The sequence below is a fragment of the Pseudomonas sp. R4-15 genome, assembly GCF_055768815.1.
Genome location: NZ_CM147293.1, coordinates 2,881,844 through 2,898,928 on the forward strand (window position 1 = coordinate 2,881,844; position 17,085 = coordinate 2,898,928).

Genomic DNA, 17,085 nt, shown 5'->3' on the forward strand with positions numbered 1-17,085 from the left:
GCCAGGCAGGGTGGGTCGCCTTCGACCCACCCGCGCCTCGTTCTAGAACGGGCAGCTCACTCCGCCGTCCTGGGCAGCACCACGCACCGCTGCGAGGACGTCGTCCGGCAGCGGGATGCCTTCGTCCAGGTAGCGTGCGCGGCGTGCCAGGCCGGCGTGGCCGGGCAGGCGTACCGCTTGTCCGGGGACGCGCTCACGGCTGCTGCGGCAGCGTTCCACGAAGTGATCCATCTCGCCCTCGAAGGCCTCCAGGCCGCCGAAGTGGCGTGGGTCGATGACCATCACGCAGACCGCCGCGCCCCAACCACTGGGCGCGTCGCGACGGCCGAAACCGCCGAGGCCGGCGGTCAGCGCCTCGACCATGGTGCCCAGGGCGAAACCCTTGTGACCGAACTCCAGTCCACCCAGCGGCAGGATGCTGCCCGGCGGGTCGCTGAAGAAGGCTTGCGGATCCCGACTGAGCTGTCCTTGGTTGTCCAGCAGGGTGGCGTGCTGCAGCTGTTCGCCCGCCGCACGGGTCTTGTTCACCAGGCCGTTGGTGATGTTCGACATGCTCACGTCGATGAGAATCGGCTGCTCGCCGGTGGGAATGCCGATGGCCAGCGGGTTGGGCGTATAGACCGGGTCTAGCCCGCCGTAGGGCGCCACCGAGGCCACCGCCGGGTCGGAGGTGTAGATGATCGGCATCAGACCCCGCTCGGCGTACGGTTGCAGGTAGGCGGCCAGGCAGGCGATGTGGTGCGAGCGGCGGATGTTGGCGATGCCGATGCCGAAGTCCTGCGCCGCGTTGGCGGCGAAGGACAGGGCGCGCTCGACGCAGTAGGGGCCGAGCAGGTAATCGGCATCGTACTGCACGGCGACCGGCGTCTGCCGCACTACCTGCAGGGCGGCCGGATCGACCCGCGCGTGGCCCGCGCGGATGTCCTTGAGGTAACCCTGAGCGAGCTTCACACCATGGGTGTGGTGGCCCAGCAGATCACCTTCCACCAGTACTCGCGCTACCTCGGAGGCGACCTCCAGGGGCGCGTTCAGGTCGCTGAACAGGCATTCGATCAGTTGCTGCAGTTGCTTGGCGTCGACGCGTCTCATCAGCGGCCTCCTTGGGTTGCCGCCGGCAGGGCGGGGCGCTTGCGGTACTTCAGCCAGCAGCGCGAGAACAACGGGAACATCAGGACCAGGATCACCAGCGCGCCGAGGCCGGCGCTGATCGGACGTTCGAAGAACGCCAGCAGGTTACCGTTGGACTTGATCATCGAGGTCATGAAGTTGGTTTCCAGGATGTTGCCCAGCACCAGACCTAGGATCGCCGGAGCGATCGGGAAGTCCGAGCTGGCCAGCAGGTACGCAGCCACGCCGCAGGCGAGCATGATCCACACGTCGGTCAGCGAGTTGTTGATGGCGAACGCACCGACGACGCAGAACGCCAGAATGATCGGCATCAGCAGGCGCGCCGGGGTCACCGCGAAGATGTGCGCGCTACGGATCGCCAGGTAGCCGATAGGAATCAGGATCAGGTTGGCGACGAAGAACGCCGTGAACAGGCCGTAGGCCATCTCGGCGTTATCCAGGAAGATCGTCGGGCCGGGGTTCATGCCCTTCATGTAGAGCACGCCGATGACGATCGCGGTGATCGAGTCACCGGGAATGCCGAACACCAGCGCGGGCACCCAGGCGCCGCAGATACCGGCGTTGTTCGCCGAGCTGGCATCGACGATGCCTTCCATGTGCCCGGTGCCATAGGCTTCGGGGGTCTTCGAGCGCTTCTTGCTGACGGCGTAGGAAATCCACGCCGCGATGTCCGCGCCAGCGCCGGGCAGGGCGCCGATCAGCACGCCCAGGGTGCTGCCGCGGGTGACGTTGCGCCAGTGCTTGCGCAGGTTGTGTGGCACCTGGCCGAACACCGTGCCGTGCTGCGGATGGTTCTCGCTGGTGTCACCGTGGGCTTGCGTTTTTTCGCGGCAGGCGTAGAGCTTCATCACTTCGTTGAGCGCGAAGCAGCCGATCATCACCGGGATGAAGTTGATCCCGGCCATCAGGTCCGGCACGTCGAAGGTGAAGCGCGGCGTGCCGGTGACCATGTCCAGGCCCACGGTAGCCAGCAGCAGCCCAAGCATCAGCGAGAGGAAGCCCTTGGTCGCCGAGCCGGGTGCGATGAACACCGCGCTGCTCAGGCCCAGCAGGGCCAGCCAGAAGTATTCGAAGGAACTGAAGTTCAACGCGAATTCGGCCAGCGAGGGCGCTACCAGGATCAGCACCACGGTGCCGGCCAGGCCGCCGATCACCGAGCAGATCAGGTTGGTGCCCAGGCACTCGCGGACTCGTCCCTGGCGTCCCAGGGCGCTGGCGTCGGCGACGTAGGCCGCCGAGGCGGGCGTGCCGGGAATGTTCAGGTAGGCGCCGGGAATGTCGCCGGCGAAGATCGCCATGGCGGCGGTGGTGATGATCGCGGCGATCGCCGAGGTGGGGTCCATGTAGAACGTGATCGGCACCAGCAGGGCGACCGCCATGGTCGCCGAGAGGCCCGGAATGGCACCGACGAAGACGCCGAACAGGGCGGCGACGATGATCACCAGCATGGTCTGCAGGTTGAAGACCAGCAGCATGCCGTCAATGATTTCGGTCATGGCGAGATCCTCAGAAGCCCAGCGGGCCGAGCGGCAGCGGCACGGCGAGCAGGCGGGTGAAAGCAAGGGTGATGACCAGCGCGGCGACTACCGAGAGCACGGCTCCGGGCAGCAGGCGCACGCCGCGGCTGCAGAACAGCACGAACATGCCGAGCGCCAGGCAGGCGGTGGTGCCGAGGGTGTCCGCGAGCAGGATGTAGCCGATCACGATGAGAACCGGCAGCGCGACCGCCGGCGAGGGCCAGCTCAGCGTGGCGCCGGGCGTGCCCGCCGCACGGGCGCTGGCCAGTTGGCGCAGGGCACTGACGCACAGCACCAGGCCGCCGCCGAGCATGCCGATGCCGATGAGCGAAGGGAACAGGTCCGCGCCGTATTGCAGGCCACCGATGGTGCCGAACGAGCGCGCCATGACGATCACGGCAATGCCCAAGGCCGAGAACAGCAGGCCGAGGATCAGGTCTTTCATAGCGAAAGCCTCATATGGAGCTTATGACGACGCGCCAATGCCCGGACAGGGCCCGGGCATTGGTGCAGAGCGGGTGACTTACTTCTTCAGCCCGATCTTCTCGATGATGCCGCCCATGTAGGCGTCGTTTTCCTCGAGGAAGGTCTTGAAGTCGGTGGGGTTGCGCCATTCGACGCCAAAGCCCTGCTTCTTCATGTAGTCCTGGTACTGATCGCTGTTGTAAGCAGCTTCCAGCGCTTTGCCGAGTTTTTCGACGATGGCCGGATCCAGGCCCTTGGGTCCGGCGACACCGCGCCATTCGCCCAGGGAGTAGTCGCTACCGGTGGCTTCCTTGAGAGTGGGGATGTTCGGGAAGGCCGGGTTGCGTTCGGGGGAGAGTACCGCTAGGCCCTTGGCCTTGCCGGCGTCGATCATCGAACGTGCCTCGGGGACCGAGGAGGGCACGATTTCCAGGTTGCCGGCGGCCAGCTCGACCATCGCCGGGGCAGCGCCCTGGCTCGGGATCCAGCGGACCTGGTCGGGCGCGATGCCCGCGTCTAGCAGCAGACCGGCGAAAGCCACGTGCCAGATGCCACCCAGGCCGGTGCCAGAGGCGCTGTAAGTGCCCTTGGGTTTTTCCTTGATGCCGGCCAGCAGACCCTTCATGTCCGTGTACGGCGAGTCGGCGGCGATCTGCACGCCAGCGTAGTCGTAGTTGGTCAGGGCCAGCGGGGTGAAGTCCTCGCGGGTGATCTTGGTCAGCCCCTGCCAGTGCATCATGTTGAGCTCACCCGTGATGAAGCCCAGGGTGTAGCCATCGGGACGCGCGGTGGCCATCGCGGTATGGCCGACCACACCGCCGCCGCCGGGACGGTTGACGACGTTCACGGTGGTGCCCAGTTCTTTCTCCAGGGCGGCGGCGATGCCACGCGCGGCGGAGTCGCTGCCGCCACCAGCGGCCCACGGGACGATCAGCTGGATCGGACGTTCGGGGTATTCGGCAAGTGCCAGCGGGGAAATGAACAGGGCGGAAAGCAGGAGGTTGCGGAGCGGGCGCAGGAGGAAAGGCCGGCCATTGCGGTCTTGGTTATGCATCGACTGTCACCTGTTGAAATTATTGTCAGTGATTCCGCTCTCGCTCGTATCGTGGATGCGACTCGGGCGGAACGAAGCGTGCCTGTCTCGTTCCTCTGTGGGGCAAGGACTGCGACACGGGTTCGAACTTAGGGGCTGGCGACTGGCCTGTCTAATGAGCCTTTCTCATCAAGCTATAACAAGGGGTTATTGTCCCCCGCGGCTCTGTCGTGCCACCTCCCGCAGAATACGAGTGAAAGCCTGGCCGTTCAGCGAGAGCGTCTCACCTTGGCGTTGCAGCAGGCCATAGCCGAGCGTGGGAGTCTGCAGGGTGGTATTCAGCACGCACAGGCGGCTTTCATCCAGATGCGCCCTGAGGATACTTGCCGGCAACAGGGCAACGGCCTGGCTGCGCTCGAGGATGTGCAGGGTCGTCTGCACCGAGGTGGTTTCCAGGCTGTTTCCCGGCAAGCCCAGGCCCAGGTCGGCGAGTGCCTGTTCCAGCATGCGGCGTAGCGGCGTGTTCGGAGGGTAGAGCACCCAGGGCCATTCCAGCAGTTGCTCGGCGCTGATCGTCGACTGCCGGGAGAGCGGGTGGCCGGTGGCAGCGGTGAGTACGAACGGCTCCTGGTAGAGCGCCTCGTAGCTGAACAACTGCTGCTGCTCGGGCGCGGTATAGCGGCCGACCACCAGGTCGAGTTCCTTGCGCTCGAGCATCACCAGCAACTGGTCGCTGGTCTGCTCCACCAGCTCCACCGCCAGCAGCGGGCGCTCCTGCTTGATGCGCAGGATGGCCTCGGGCAGGGCGCTGGCGGTCGCTGCGAAGATGGCGCCGACGCGCAACTGGCCGTAGCCGCCGCGCCGCAGGTTCTCCAGTTCACGGTCGAAGCGCTGGCAATCGTTGAGTGTGCGCCGCGCGTAGTCGATCACCACCCGGCCCAAGTCGGTGGGCACCAGTTCGCGGGGGCGTCGCTCGAACAGGGTGACGGCGAGAAACTCCTCGATGTCGCGCAGCATCTTGCTCACCGCCGGTTGGCTCAGCCCCATGCTCTGCGCCGCGGCATGCATGTTGGCGGTGCGGTCGAGGGTGTCGATCAGCAGCAGATGGCGCAGGCGCAGCCAGTTGTGCAACGCCGGGCGGCGAGTGGGCGTGGTGTCCGTTTCGCGCGCGGGGTCCGATAACGGATCCATATCACCCCTTGAGGAATAGTCATTGGAAGCGCCCTGGGCGGCTGGCTATGTTCGCACAGCCTTGCCTCCCACTCCATTGCGAGAGGCCCTATCTCGCGGCGTGCCGCAGCGCCGCCCGCCATAAGGACAAGAAAACATGCCACACCCCCTCGTGCTCACCTGCGAAAACAGCCTGCCCGAAGACGGACTCAGCGGCCTGCTGGTCGGCCGTGCCTGGCTGCCCGGTACGCCGGGCGGGCCGGCCCCTGTGCTGCTCCACGTCGAAGGCGTCTTCGATCTCTCCACCGTGGCGCCGACGCTTTCCGCACTGTTCGAGCTGCCGCAACTGGCCGAGCGCCTGAAGGCCCGTCCCGGCGAGCGCGTCTGCTCCGTCGAGCAATTGCTCGGCAACACGGGCGAGGCCGCCGATGCATCGCTGCCGCGTCTGTTGGCGCCGGCGGACCTGCAGGTGATAAAGGCGGCCGGCGTGACCTTCGCGTCGAGCATGGTCGAGCGCGTCATCGAGGAGCGCGCCGGTGGCGATCCGCAGCGGGCCGAAGAGGTCCGCGCGCAGGTACGCGCAGTGATCGGCGATAACCTGCGCGAGATTCGTCCCGGCTCGGAGAGCGCCGAGCGCCTCAAGCAGGTGCTGCAGGCCCAGGGGCTCTGGTCGCAGTACCTGGAGGTGGGTATCGGTCCCGATGCCGAGATCTTCACCAAGGCACCGGTGCTGGCGGCGGTAGGCAGCGGTGCGGAAATCGGCATCCACCCCAAGTCCGAGTGGAACAACCCCGAGCCGGAGGTGGTGTTGGCGGTCAACGGTCGTGGCGAGGTGCTAGGCGCCACCCTCGGCAACGACGTCAACCTGCGCGACTTCGAGGGCCGCAGCGCACTGCTGCTGAGCAAGGCCAAGGACAACAACGGTTCCTGCGCCATCGGCCCGTTCATCCGCCTTTTCGACGAGAGCTTCGGCCTGGATGACGTGCGCAATGCAGAGGTCGATTTGCGGGTGGAGGGCGAGGATGGCTTTGTACTCTCCGGGCGCAGTTCGATGAACCAGATCAGCCGTGACCCCCTCGACCTGGTAGGGCAGACGCTCAACGCCAACCACCAGTATCCGGACGGCTTCCTGCTGTTCATGGGCACCCTGTTCGCCCCGACGGAAGATCGCGACAACCCTGGCGCGGGCTTCACCCACAAGCTGGGCGACCGGGTGATCATCTCCAACCCACGGTTGGGTGCCTTGCACAACCGGGTCAATCACAGCAGCGCGGTGACGCCCTGGTCGTTCGGTGTCGGCGCACTGATGGACAACCTGGCGCAGCGGGGGTTGCTGGGGAGTCGCTGATGGGCCCGGGCGCAAGCCCCGTAGGATGGGAGGAGGCGCGTAGCGACGATGCCCATCGTGGCGGGCGTGATGGGTATCGCTGTGCTCAACCCATCCTAGCGCCGATTCAACGAGAGTCGCGCTTTAAAACGGCCTGCTCAATCCGCGAGCGTTTCGCCAACGCGCAACAGTTCGTCGAGCAGCAGTTGTGCAGGCGGCGACAACGGAACGCCATGGCGCACGATCACCCCATAGGGCTCGTTGCGGCTGGCCAGTCGCAACGGCAGGCGTGCGACCAGGCCGAAGCGCTGGCCGAAGCTCGCGACCTCGGCGGGCATCAGCGCGACCAGGCTCGGGTCTTCCTGCAGCAGGCTGAAGAGGGCGAAGGTCGAGGCGGTCTCCACTGGGTAGCGGGGGAATTCCAGCCCGGCGGCGGCGAATTCGCGCTCCAGCAGCAGGCGCATGGGCATGTTGGTGGGATAGATCACCCAGCGGTGCTCGGCGAGCTCGGCCAGGTTCGCCTCGCCGCGTTTGGCCAGCGGATGCTCGGGATGGGTGACCACCTCGACCGATTCCCCATGCAACGCCAGGCAGTCGTAGGCATCGGGCCGGCGGCTGACGCTGCTGCGGCAGATCGCCAGATCCAGGCGGCCCTCGTCGAGCAGCGTCAGCAGTCGTGCGCTGGTGTCCTCGACGATCTCCACCGATAGCTCCGGCTGCAATTGGCGCAGGCCGGTGAGCACGCGCATCAACAGCGGCACCGCGCCCATGATCACGCCCACCGACAGGCGTCCGCCCTGGCCTTCGAGAATGCCGACCATCTCCTCGCGCAGGTGCGCAAGGTCGCTGTGGATCAGCCGTGCGTAGCGCACGACGCAACGACCCAGGTCGTTGGCCTGCAGGCCCTGGCTGCTGCGGGTGAAGAGACTGGCGCCGAACGCCGTCTCGATGTCGTGCAGGGCCTTGGTGGCGCCGGGCTGACTGATCGAAACCTGCTGTGCGGCACGGTGCAACGAGCCTTGCTCGTCGAGGGCGATGAGCAGGCGCAGGTGTTTCAGTCGCAGCCGCGAGACGATGGCGTTGAGGGAGGAGAGCATAGGGATAAGTAGCGGTTATCGCTCAATCAGAAGGTTTCATTAGGCAGCAACCGGGTCGATTTTTAAAGTGGTGCGTCAAGTCCGTCCCATAACAACAAGGAGCAGCTCATGCGGCTGATTCAATTCGAGAACGTTCAAGGCCAGCGCCAGGTCGGCGTGGTCGCCGGCGAGCACATCCAGGTGGTCAAGGGCGTCTCCAGCACCCGTGAACTCGCCTTGGCCGCCATCCGTGCCGGCCATGGCCTGGCGGCAGAGGTCGACGTGCGGGGCCTGGAGGATGGCCCGGTGTACCGTGAACTGCTCGATGCCGGTCGCGTACTGGCTCCGCTTGACCATGAGGACGCCGCGCATTGCCTGGTCAGCGGCACCGGCCTGACCCATCTGGGCAGCGCCTCGACGCGCGACAAGATGCACCAGAAGGTCGCCGAGGACGAAAAGGTCACCGACACCCTGCAGATGTTTCGTTGGGGCCTGGACGGCGGTCGTCCGCAGGCCGGAACGCCCGGCGCGCAGCCGGAATGGTTCTACAAGGGTGACGGCAGCATCGTGGTGCGCCCGGGCGAGGATTTTCCGGTACCGGATTTCGCCGAGGACTTCGGCGAGGAGCCGGAGCTGACCGGTCTCTATGTGGTCGGTGACGACGGTCAGCCGTATCGCATCGGCTTCGCGCTGGGTAACGAATTCTCCGACCACGTCACCGAGCGCAAGAACTACCTGTACCTGGCGCATTCCAAGCTGCGCTTCTGTTCTTTCGGGCCCGAACTGCTGGTGGGCGACCTGCCGCGCCACCTGGCCGGTACCAGTCGCATCCTTCGTGGCGGCGAAGTGCTCTGGGAGAAGGAGTTTCTCTCCGGCGAGGACAACATGTGCCACAGCCTGGAGAACCTCGAGTACCACCACTTCAAGTACGCACAGTTCCTGCGTCCCGGGGATGTGCATGTGCACTTCTTCGGCACCGCCACGTTGTCCTTTGCCGACGGCGTCAAGGCGCAGCCAGGGGATACCTTCGAGGTCTCCCTCGACGCCCTCGGCGAGCCGCTGCGCAATGGCATCGCGGTGCATCCGGTGGCAGTCGCCGCCGGCGGCGTGAAGACGCTCTAAGACACGCGCCCTGCCGGACGGGCAGGGCGGACCGGTCCACGGTCCGGCCGCGCGGCGCCAGGCGTCGCGCATCGTTCGCCAGGTCAGGTCCTGGCGCCATCCTTATGCAAGGAGATACACATGCCCGACATTCTCGGCCACAACTACATCGGCGGCGCACGCAGCGCGGCCGGCTCCGTTACCGTCAAAAGCTTCGACGCCAGCAGCGGCGAAGCCCTGCCTTTCGCGTTTGCCCAGGCCACCATCGAAGAGGTCGATGCCGCCGCCCAGGCCGCCGCGTCCGCCTATTCCACCTACCGCGCCCTACCGGCGGCCAAGCGCGCCGAGTTCCTCGACGCCATCGCCGACGAGCTGGACGCCCTGGGTGACGACTTCGTCGCCCTGGTCTGCCAGGAAACCGCGCTGCCGGCCGCCCGTATCCAGGGTGAGCGTGGCCGTACCAGCGGGCAGATGCGCCTGTTCGCCAAGGTCCTGCGCCGTGGCGACTTCTACGGCGCGCGCATCGACCGCGCGATGCCCGAGCGCAAGCCGCTGCCGCGCGTCGACCTGCGTCAGTGCCAGTTGGGCGTCGGCCCGGTGGGCGTGTTCGGTGCCTCCAACTTCCCGCTGGCCTTCTCCACCGCCGGTGGCGACACCGCCGCGGCGCTGGCCGCCGGCTGCCCGGTGGTGTTCAAGGCCCACAGCGGCCACATGGCCACCGCCGAGTGCGTGGCGGATGCCATCGTCCGCGCCGCCGAGAAGACCGGCATGCCCAAGGGCGTGTTCAACATGATCTACGGCTCCGGCGTCGGCGAGGCGCTGGTCAAGCACCCGGCGATCCAGGCGGTGGGCTTCACCGGCTCGCTCAAGGGCGGTCGCGCCCTGTGCGACATGGCCGCGGCGCGCCCGCAGCCGATCCCGGTGTTCGCCGAGATGAGCTCGATCAACCCGGTCGTTCTGCTGCCCGAAGCCCTCAAAGCCCGCGGCGAGACCATCGCCAGCGAACTGGCCGCCTCGGTGACCATGGGCTGCGGTCAGTTCTGCACCAACCCGGGCCTGGTGGTCGGCGTGAAATCGCCGGAATTCACCGCCTTCCTCGAGCGCTTCACGGCGGTGATGGCCGAGCAGCAGCCGCAGACCATGCTCAACGCCGGCACCCTGAAGAGCTACGAGAAGGGCCTGGCCGCGCTCAACGGCCACCCGGGCGTCAAGCACCTGGCCGGTGCCGCCCAGGAAGGCCGGCAGGCCAAGCCGCAGCTGTTCCAGGCGGACGTTTCGCTGCTGCTCGAGGGTGACGAACTGCTGCAGGAAGAGGTCTTCGGCCCGACCACCATCGTTATCGAAGTGGCCGACGCCGCGCAGCTTCGCGCCGCGCTGAACGGCCTGCACGGCCAGCTCACCGCGACCCTGATCGCCGACGGCGACGACGCCGCGCAAGCCGGCGAGCTGCTCGCGCTGCTGGAGCAGAAGGCCGGCCGCGTGCTGTTCAACGGCTACCCCACCGGGGTGGAAGTGTGCGACGCGATGGTCCACGGCGGTCCCTACCCGGCGACCTCGGACGCCCGCGGCACCTCCGTCGGCACCCTGGCCATCGAGCGCTTCCTGCGTCCGGTGTGCTACCAGAACTGCCCGGATGCACTGCTGCCCGAGCCGCTGAAAAACGCCAACCCGCTGGGCATCGCCCGTCTGGTGGATGGCGAAAGCAGCCGCGACGCGCTCTGATCATCGAGCCGTCTTCGCCCGCCACAGGTCCTGACCTGTAGGCGGGCGTTCCTGTTTTTCCTTAGCGAAAAGGCCAGAAAACAATGAAAAAGAAAGTGGTCGTGTTCAGCCGCATTTCCTCGCAGGCGGTATTGCAGGACTTGCGTGAGCGTTTCGATCTACACGAATTCAGCGATCCGCTGGGTAGTCAGCGCGAGGCATTTCTCGCGGCCCTGAAGGAGGCGGACGGCCTGTTCGGTGCGAGCCTCTCGCTGGGCGAAGCATTGCTCGCCGACGCCTCGCGGTTGCAGGTGATCGCCAGCGTGTCCGCCGGCTACGACAACTACGACCTGAACTACCTGCGCAGCCGTGGCATACGCCTGACCAACACCCCGGATGCAGTGACCGAGACCACCGCCGATACCGGCTTCATGTTGCTGATGATGACCGCGCGGCGCGCTCCGGAGCTGCTCGCCCACGTTCGCGAGGATCGCTGGACTTCCAGCGTCGGCGACGAACTCTATGGCCTCGACGTCCACGGCAAACGCCTGGGCATCGTCGGCCTGGGGCGCATCGGCGCCGCCGTGGCACGCCGCGCGCACTTCGGTTTCGGTATGTCGATCCTCTACGCCGGGCGCCGTCCGCAACCGGAGTACGAGGCGGAGTTCGGCGCCCGTCACCTGCCGCTGGAGGCGCTGCTCGAAGAGGCGGATTTCGTCTGCCTGTGCGTACCGCTGACCCCGGAGACGCGGCATCTGATCGGCGCCGAGCAACTGGCACGGATGAAGCCCGAGGCGATCCTGGTGAACATCTCCCGTGGCGCCGTGCTGGACGAGGCGGCGCTGCTCGATGCGCTGCGCGCCGGAAAACTGCGTGCGGCCGGGTTGGACGTGTTCGAACGTGAGCCGCTGCGCGGCGACTCCCCGCTGCTGGCCCTGCCCAACGTAGTGGCGCTGCCGCACATCGGCTCGGCGACCCGCGAGGCGCGCGCGTTGATGGCGCGTACCGCCGCGTCGGACCTGATCAGTGTGCTGGCGGGTGATGAGCCCCGGTATCCGGTGATCTAGGGCTCTTCGGCCGGGGTTGAGTTCAGCACGGACCCCGGCTCAGGACGAGGACGCGGCACGACCCAAGGTGTCGCGCACCTTGTCCAGCAACTCGCCAATCTGGAAGGGCTTGACCAGTATGTCCATGCCGTCGTCGAGAAACGCCTGGCGATCCAGTGCGGTTTCCGCATAGCCGGTCATGAACAGCACCGGCAGGCCGACCTGAATCGTGCGCGCAGCGTCGGCCAGTGCGCGGCCATTCATCCGTGGCAGGCCGACATCGGTGAGCAGCAAGTCCACCGCGGGGCCTTCGCGCAGACGCTGCAAGGCTTCTTCGCTGCTACCCAGGGTAATGCAGCGGTAGCCGGCGTCTTCCAGCACCTCGCAAACGAACAGCCTGACGGCGGCCATGTCATCTACCACCAGCACCTGCTCGCCCGCACCCCGAGCATCGCGGGTTTCGACCGCCGTGTGGACCGGCGCCGGCTCCGCGCTAGCCGGCAGCATCAGGGTTACCTCGGTGCCTTGGTGGCGGATGCTGCGAATGCTGGCGTTACCGCCGGACTGACGGACGAAACCGTAGACGCTGGACAGCCCGAGACCGGTGCCCTGGCCAACCGGCTTGGTGGTGAAGAAGGGGTCGAAGACCTTGTCCAGCAGGTGGTGCTCGATGCCGGTACCGTCGTCGCGCACCGTCAGCGTGATGTAGTGGCCGTCGGCCAGGGACGGATCGCCGGCGGAATACGCCGTGTAGGTGCTGATCCAGATATGTCCGCCTTCGGGCAGGGCATCGCGAGCATTGATCACCAGGTTGAGTACGGCATTTTCCAGCTGGTTGGCGTCGACCAGTGCGACGGTGTCTTCGCGGCTCAGCTCCAGATGCAGGGTGATGCGTTCGCCGATGGTTCGAACGAACAGCTCCTCCAGTGAGCGTATGCGCTCGTTGACGTCCACCGGACGCGTGTCCAGCGGTTGCTGACGGGCGAAAGCCAGTAGTCGGTGGGTCAGGGTGGCAGCGCTGCGGGCGGAGTTGAGGGCGGCTTCGGCGTATTGCACGACCTTTTCCGGCCGCGCTTCCCGGGTCCGCTTCTGGATCAGCTCCAGGCTGGTGATGATGCCGGTAAGCAGGTTGTTGAAGTCATGGGCGATGCCGCCGGTGAGCTTGCCCAGGGCTTCGCTCTTCTGCGCCTGCAGCAGTTGCGCCTCGGTGCGCGCATGCTGGGCCATTTCTTGCGCCAGGCGATGGGTGGCGTCTTCCAGGCGCGCCAGATGCGTGCGTTCGCGGTGCCGGTGCTCGGTCATGTCTTCCACGAACACCAGGCTGAGCCCTTCGGCGCGGTAGGGCGACAGTTGCCACTGGGTTTCACGCAGCAGTCCCTGCACGCGCAGGTTCAGTGACGCTTTCCAGCGTTCGCCGGTGCCCAGGCGTCGGCGCAGCTCCGTGAGCAGCGCATCCTGGTCCTCGGCGAAGCACTCGCGCAACACGCTGGCGTCCAGGTTATCGCGGGTCAGGAGAGCGAAGGCTTGGTTGCACTCATGGACACGCAGTTGGGCGTCGAGCACCGCGATCGGCGCTGAAACGTTGCTGAAGATCTCGCGCAGGCGCGACTCGCTGATGCGCAAGGCCTCTTCGGCGGCGCGCACCCGCAGCAGCGTGCGCAACGTGGCCTGGAGCACCTCCGGATCGACGGGGTGGGTCAGGTAGGCGTCGGCACCGGCGTCCAGACCGGTGATGATGTCGCCGGTCTGGATGGAGGCAGCGGACACGTGGATCACCGGCAGCAGCGCGGTGTCCGGCTCGGAGCGCAGCTTGCGCACGATGTCGAAGCCGCTCATGTCCGGCAGGTTGACGTCGAGGATCAGCGCATCCAGCGCTTCGCTCTCGATTAGCGCCAAACCCTCACCACCGGTGCCGGCTTCCAGCACGCGATAGCCCTGGCGCTCCAGACGGCGACGCAGCGCGTAGCGGGTCGCGGCGTTGTCATCCACGATCAGCAGCAATGCATCAGGCTTCATTGCCAGCCTCCTGTGCGAGGGCCAGCGGAATGATCACGAAGAAGGTCGAGCCTTCGCCCGGCGTGCTTTCCACTCCGACTTCGCCGCCAAGCAGTTCGGCGAAGCGCTTGCACAACGACAAACCCAGGCCGGTGCCGCGCAGCCGCTTCTGCAGCGGCGAATCGACCTGGGTAAAGTCTTCGAAGAGGGTCTCGTGCAACTCGCCGGGAATGCCGATACCGGTGTCCTTCACGGCGAAGCGCACGCGCTCCGGGTCGTGCAATTGCGCGGAGATGCGAACCTCGCCTCGCAGGGTGAATTTCAAGGCATTGGAGATGAAGTTGCGCAGGATCTGCGCGAGCTTCTTGTCGTCGGTGAACAGGCGCGGCAGACCGGCGGGTTCTTCGAAGATCAGATCCACGGCGCGGGCATCGACGATGGGGCGGAACATCCCACGTAGCGCCGCGAACAGGTCGAACATGTCGAACCAGGCCGGCGAGATGGTGATGCGTCCGGCCTCGATCTTGGCCAGGTCGAGCAGGTCGTCGACCATGTCGCTGAGTTCGCGCGCGGCGTTGCTGACGAAGGCGACCTGGGTGTGCTGCTCTGGGCTGAGTGGCCCGTCCAGCTCATCCGCGAGCAGGCTGGTAATGCTCAGGATCGAGCCCAGCGGCGTACGGAATTCATGACTCATGTAGGACAGGAAACGGCTCTTCAGGTCGGAGGCCTGGCGCAGCTGCTCCGCCTGGTTGTCCAGCTCGGCGTAGAGCGCGAGCACACCCTGATTGGTTTCGTCGAGCTCACCCCGCAAGGCGTCCGCTTCGGCCTGCAGGCGTGCGATCAGCTGTGCCTGGGCGACTTCGGTGGACAGCTTCTGGTCAGTCATGGGCACCCTCGAGCTCAACCACCAGCACGGTGACGTCGTCGCGTCCGCGGCAATAGTCGCGATGCAACACCGCGGCGATCAATGCCGGGTGACGGTGCACCAGGCCAGGGTAATCGGCGAGGTTCCAGCGTGATTGCAGGCCATCGCTGTGCATGATCAACAATTGTCCATCCAGGTGAGCGTAGTCGAAGGCGCGGGCCGTGCGGTACTGCCCGCCGACGATTCCAGGGTGAGATGCCAAACCGCGGCTGTTTTCTCCCGCGAGCAGACGTGCGCCGATATTGCCGACGCCGATGAAGCGCAGCCGGCCCTCCCGCGCCTGCAGTTGCGCGATGGCCACTGCGCCGCCGCGGGTGCCGTTCATTGCCTGATGCATATCCTGTAGAAGCTGCGTCGGTTCGCCGAAGGGCTCGCTGGCGAAGGCACGCTCGCCGGCCAGCGCGGCGTGCCCGGCTTCGGGGCCGTGGCCCAGACCGTCGATCACCAGCAGCGAGAGGTCCGCATCCCGGCGTGCCAGGTGCCAGGTATCGCCGCACACGTCTTCACCTTCCAGCGCGTGGTGGCTGATGCCGGCGCGCAGATCGCGAACCTCGGATTTCTGAGGGTAGAAGCGGGCGAGCAGGGCGGTGCCACGGGCGTCGCTGTAGGCATCGAATACCTGTGCCTGGCGCAGCACCGCGCCCAGGCCGATGCCTTGGGTGCCGCGGGTGGAGAAGCCGTCGGCCAGGCAGACGTCCAGGTCGCAGCCCTGGGCACGGTCAATCGCCAGCAGCTCGATGCCGGGGCCGGGCAGGGCGCGCAGGTGCAGAACGCCGTGGCCGGCATGCTTGAGCAGGTTGCTGGCCAGCTCGGTGGCAACCAGCGCTACCCGACCGGCGTCCTGTTCGGCAAAGCCCTGGCATTCGGCGAGTTTCTGCGCGGTGCGGCGGGCATGACCGACCTGGCTGCTGTCTTCGATGGCCAGAACCTGAGTCAGGCTGCCGCAGAGATTCACGTCCATTGGGTGATGGTCACTCGCGTGCCTTCGCCGGGAGCGCTGTCCAGCTCGAACTCGTCCACCAGGCGCTTCGAGCCGGTCAGGCCCAGGCCCAGGCCGCTGCCGGAGGTCCAACCGTCGGTCATCGCCAGCTTGAGGTCGGGGATACCCGGGCCTTCGTCGCGAAAGATGAGGCGCAGGCCGGTGCGCGCACCGGCCTCGAGTATCTGCCAGTCCATATCGCCGCCGCCGCCGTAGATGACGGTGTTACGTGCCAGCTCGCTCACCGCGGTGACCAGCTTGGTCTGATGGATCAGGCGCATGCCGCACTCGCCAGCGAGCTTGCGTGCGAGTTGACGCGCCAGCACCACGTCCTGCTCGATGCGTATCGCCTGGCTGCCGTTGCTACGCACGATCATTGTTGCGCGACCCGCTGTTGCAGCAAGCGCATGCCGCGCTCGACATTCAGCGCGGTGCTCACACCGGGCAGGGTCAGGCCCAGCTCCACCAGGGTGATCGCCACCGCTGGCTGCATGCCGACCACAACGGTCTCGGCGTCCATGATCTTCGATAGCCCGGAAATCGTGCTGATCATCCGGCCGATGAAGGAGTCGACCATGTCCAGCGCGGAGATGTCGATCAGTACGCCACGCGCCGAGGTGCGGCTGATGCGTTCGGACAGGTCGTCCTGCAAGGTCAATGCGAGCTGGTCGTGCATGTCGACCTGGATGGTGACCAACAGGAAGCCACCCATCTGCAGAATAGGAATGCGTTCCATGGCGTCAGGCCGTTTTGATGACGCTGTTGCCCAGGCGCGTCAGCGCCAGTTTCAGCGCGTCGGCGAGGTTGGCCTTGGTCACCACGCCCTGCAGGTCGAGGCCGAGGTGGACGATGGTCTGCGCGATCTGCGGGCGCACGCCGCTGATGATGCAATCCGCGCCCATCAGGCGGATCGCGGTAACGGTCTTGAGCAAGTGCTGCGCCACCAGGGTGTCCACAGTGGGAACGCCGGTGATGTCGATGATGGCGATTTCCGAGCCGGTGTCGACGATGCGCTGCAACAGCGACTCCATGACCACCTGCGTGCGCTGGGAGTCCAGGGTGCCGATCATCGGCAGCGCCAGCACGCCATCCCATAACTTGACCACCGGGGTGGAAAGCTCGAGCAGCTCTTCCTGCTGGCGACGGATCACCGCCTCGCGGGAGTTCTGGTAGGTGCGGATGGTGTGCATGCCCAGGGCATCGAGCAGTTCGGAGATTTCCCACAGTTGCTCGGCGAGTTGTGCCGGTTCGTTCTGGAAACGACGCTGCAGCAGGGCAAACAGCGGGCCCTTGAGGGCGAAGATGAAGTAGGCGGTCTGGTGCGAGTCGTGCCCCAGTTGCGCGCGGCTGGCGGAGAGTTTCTCAAGGAACTGGCGGATGTTCTGCCATTCGGGCACGGCGATGTTGTTGCCATAGGCGCCTTGTAGGCCGCCGACGAGCAGGTCAAGGAAATCGACGGTCTGTTTGCGCAGATCCTGATCCTTGATGTTGCGCGTGCCGCCGTTGGCCTCGAGGCTCTCGAGCCATTCTTTGAGCAACTGTGCTTGTCCGCTGGTGATCGCCTCGATGGTGCCGTCTTGCAGTGCCGCCATAGTGTCGCTCCTGACTGATAGATAGCCGGC

16 protein-coding genes are annotated in these 17,085 nt (G+C 66.2%); 4 read left to right on the plus strand and 12 right to left on the minus strand.

Annotation, left to right across the window (positions count from 1 at the left end):
* Window positions 1-42: 42 nt before the first annotated feature.
* The 5 genes from ACYRGX_RS13810 to ACYRGX_RS13830 form a co-directional block, all read right to left on the minus strand.
* Window positions 43-1,089, minus strand: coding sequence for an Ldh family oxidoreductase (locus tag ACYRGX_RS13810; RefSeq protein WP_473053041.1), 1,047 nt, complete (start codon window positions 1,087-1,089; stop codon window positions 43-45).
* Window positions 1,089-2,624, minus strand: coding sequence for a tripartite tricarboxylate transporter permease (locus tag ACYRGX_RS13815; protein ID WP_473053042.1), 1,536 nt, complete (start codon window positions 2,622-2,624; stop codon window positions 1,089-1,091). The genes ACYRGX_RS13810 and ACYRGX_RS13815 overlap by 1 nt, the downstream gene beginning before the upstream one ends.
* A gap of 10 nt (window positions 2,625-2,634) precedes the next feature.
* The gene (locus tag ACYRGX_RS13820) at window positions 2,635-3,090 is read right to left on the minus strand and encodes a tripartite tricarboxylate transporter TctB family protein (protein ID WP_473053043.1); all 456 of its coding nucleotides are present in this window, start codon (window positions 3,088-3,090) and stop codon (window positions 2,635-2,637) included.
* Between the two features lie 78 nt (window positions 3,091-3,168).
* A complete protein-coding gene (locus tag ACYRGX_RS13825) occupies window positions 3,169-4,164 on the minus strand; it encodes a tripartite tricarboxylate transporter substrate binding protein (RefSeq protein WP_473053044.1) in 996 nt (331 codons plus the stop codon).
* Window positions 4,165-4,350: 186 nt separating this feature from the next.
* Window positions 4,351-5,334 (minus strand): LysR substrate-binding domain-containing protein, encoded by a 984-nt coding sequence (locus tag ACYRGX_RS13830; RefSeq protein ID WP_473053045.1) that lies wholly within the window; start codon window positions 5,332-5,334, stop codon window positions 4,351-4,353.
* 136 nt (window positions 5,335-5,470) lie between these two features.
* Here ACYRGX_RS13830 and ACYRGX_RS13835 point away from each other — a divergent pair, with 136 nt between their 5' ends.
* On the plus strand, window positions 5,471-6,661 hold the full coding sequence (locus ACYRGX_RS13835; protein WP_473053046.1) for a fumarylacetoacetate hydrolase family protein: 1,191 nt from the start codon (window positions 5,471-5,473) through the stop codon (window positions 6,659-6,661).
* Between the two features lie 137 nt (window positions 6,662-6,798).
* On the opposite strand, the gene ACYRGX_RS13840 is transcribed toward ACYRGX_RS13835, so the two are convergent.
* Window positions 6,799-7,737 carry a LysR family transcriptional regulator gene (locus ACYRGX_RS13840; protein WP_473053047.1) on the minus strand — a complete coding sequence of 313 codons (939 nt, stop codon included), beginning with the start codon at window positions 7,735-7,737 and terminating at the stop codon, window positions 6,799-6,801.
* Window positions 7,738-7,845: 108 nt separating this feature from the next.
* Here ACYRGX_RS13840 and araD1 point away from each other — a divergent pair, with 108 nt between their 5' ends.
* The 3 genes from araD1 to ACYRGX_RS13855 all read left to right on the plus strand — a co-directional run bounded on the left by araD1 (window position 7,846) and on the right by ACYRGX_RS13855 (window position 11,585).
* A complete protein-coding gene (araD1, locus tag ACYRGX_RS13845) occupies window positions 7,846-8,838 on the plus strand; it encodes an AraD1 family protein (RefSeq protein ID WP_473053048.1) in 993 nt (330 codons plus the stop codon).
* 120 nt (window positions 8,839-8,958) lie between these two features.
* Window positions 8,959-10,539 (plus strand): aldehyde dehydrogenase (NADP(+)), encoded by a 1,581-nt coding sequence (locus ACYRGX_RS13850; RefSeq protein WP_473053049.1) that lies wholly within the window; start codon window positions 8,959-8,961, stop codon window positions 10,537-10,539.
* A gap of 83 nt (window positions 10,540-10,622) precedes the next feature.
* Window positions 10,623-11,585 carry a 2-hydroxyacid dehydrogenase gene (locus tag ACYRGX_RS13855; RefSeq protein WP_473053050.1) on the plus strand — a complete coding sequence of 321 codons (963 nt, stop codon included), beginning with the start codon at window positions 10,623-10,625 and terminating at the stop codon, window positions 11,583-11,585.
* A gap of 39 nt (window positions 11,586-11,624) precedes the next feature.
* Here ACYRGX_RS13855 and ACYRGX_RS13860 read toward each other — a convergent pair whose 3' ends face one another.
* From ACYRGX_RS13860 to ACYRGX_RS13885, 6 genes are read right to left on the minus strand one after another with little or no spacing between them, the layout of a single operon-like run.
* Window positions 11,625-13,580: a response regulator gene (locus ACYRGX_RS13860; protein ID WP_473053051.1), complete on the minus strand. Its 1,956-nt coding sequence runs from the start codon at window positions 13,578-13,580 to the stop codon at window positions 11,625-11,627.
* Window positions 13,570-14,445, minus strand: coding sequence for a sensor histidine kinase (locus ACYRGX_RS13865; protein ID WP_473053052.1), 876 nt, complete (start codon window positions 14,443-14,445; stop codon window positions 13,570-13,572). Before ACYRGX_RS13865 ends, ACYRGX_RS13860 begins: the two co-directional genes overlap by 11 nt.
* Window positions 14,438-15,439, minus strand: a complete 1,002-nt coding sequence (locus ACYRGX_RS13870; RefSeq protein WP_473056694.1) for an ATP-binding protein — start codon at window positions 15,437-15,439, stop codon at window positions 14,438-14,440. The genes ACYRGX_RS13865 and ACYRGX_RS13870 overlap by 8 nt, the downstream gene beginning before the upstream one ends.
* The gene (locus ACYRGX_RS13875) at window positions 15,436-15,840 is read right to left on the minus strand and encodes an anti-sigma regulatory factor (RefSeq protein ID WP_473053053.1); all 405 of its coding nucleotides are present in this window, start codon (window positions 15,838-15,840) and stop codon (window positions 15,436-15,438) included. The genes ACYRGX_RS13870 and ACYRGX_RS13875 overlap by 4 nt, the downstream gene beginning before the upstream one ends.
* Complete coding sequence (locus ACYRGX_RS13880; protein ID WP_473053054.1) at window positions 15,837-16,199, minus strand: STAS domain-containing protein; 363 nt, start codon at window positions 16,197-16,199, stop codon at window positions 15,837-15,839. The genes ACYRGX_RS13875 and ACYRGX_RS13880 overlap by 4 nt, the downstream gene beginning before the upstream one ends.
* A 4-nt stretch (window positions 16,200-16,203) precedes the next feature.
* The gene (locus ACYRGX_RS13885; RefSeq protein WP_473053055.1) at window positions 16,204-17,055 is read right to left on the minus strand and encodes an STAS domain-containing protein; all 852 of its coding nucleotides are present in this window, start codon (window positions 17,053-17,055) and stop codon (window positions 16,204-16,206) included.
* Window positions 17,056-17,085 lie beyond the last annotated feature (30 nt).

Coding starts and splice junctions, on each gene's coding strand:
- ACYRGX_RS13810 (WP_473053041.1), bottom strand. CDS start 1,089: ATGAGACGCGTCGACGCCAAGCAACTGCAGCAACTGATCGAATGCCTG.
- ACYRGX_RS13815 (WP_473053042.1), bottom strand. CDS start 2,624: ATGACCGAAATCATTGACGGCATGCTGCTGGTCTTCAACCTGCAGACC.
- ACYRGX_RS13820 (WP_473053043.1), bottom strand. CDS start 3,090: ATGAAAGACCTGATCCTCGGCCTGCTGTTCTCGGCCTTGGGCATTGCC.
- ACYRGX_RS13825 (WP_473053044.1), bottom strand. CDS start 4,164: ATGCATAACCAAGACCGCAATGGCCGGCCTTTCCTCCTGCGCCCGCTC.
- ACYRGX_RS13830 (WP_473053045.1), bottom strand. CDS start 5,334: ATGGATCCGTTATCGGACCCCGCGCGCGAAACGGACACCACGCCCACT.
- ACYRGX_RS13835 (WP_473053046.1), top strand. CDS start 5,471: ATGCCACACCCCCTCGTGCTCACCTGCGAAAACAGCCTGCCCGAAGAC.
- ACYRGX_RS13840 (WP_473053047.1), bottom strand. CDS start 7,737: ATGCTCTCCTCCCTCAACGCCATCGTCTCGCGGCTGCGACTGAAACAC.
- araD1 (WP_473053048.1), top strand. CDS start 7,846: ATGCGGCTGATTCAATTCGAGAACGTTCAAGGCCAGCGCCAGGTCGGC.
- ACYRGX_RS13850 (WP_473053049.1), top strand. CDS start 8,959: ATGCCCGACATTCTCGGCCACAACTACATCGGCGGCGCACGCAGCGCG.
- ACYRGX_RS13855 (WP_473053050.1), top strand. CDS start 10,623: ATGAAAAAGAAAGTGGTCGTGTTCAGCCGCATTTCCTCGCAGGCGGTA.
- ACYRGX_RS13860 (WP_473053051.1), bottom strand. CDS start 13,580: ATGAAGCCTGATGCATTGCTGCTGATCGTGGATGACAACGCCGCGACC.
- ACYRGX_RS13865 (WP_473053052.1), bottom strand. CDS start 14,445: ATGACTGACCAGAAGCTGTCCACCGAAGTCGCCCAGGCACAGCTGATC.
- ACYRGX_RS13875 (WP_473053053.1), bottom strand. CDS start 15,840: ATGATCGTGCGTAGCAACGGCAGCCAGGCGATACGCATCGAGCAGGAC.
- ACYRGX_RS13880 (WP_473053054.1), bottom strand. CDS start 16,199: ATGGAACGCATTCCTATTCTGCAGATGGGTGGCTTCCTGTTGGTCACC.
- ACYRGX_RS13885 (WP_473053055.1), bottom strand. CDS start 17,055: ATGGCGGCACTGCAAGACGGCACCATCGAGGCGATCACCAGCGGACAA.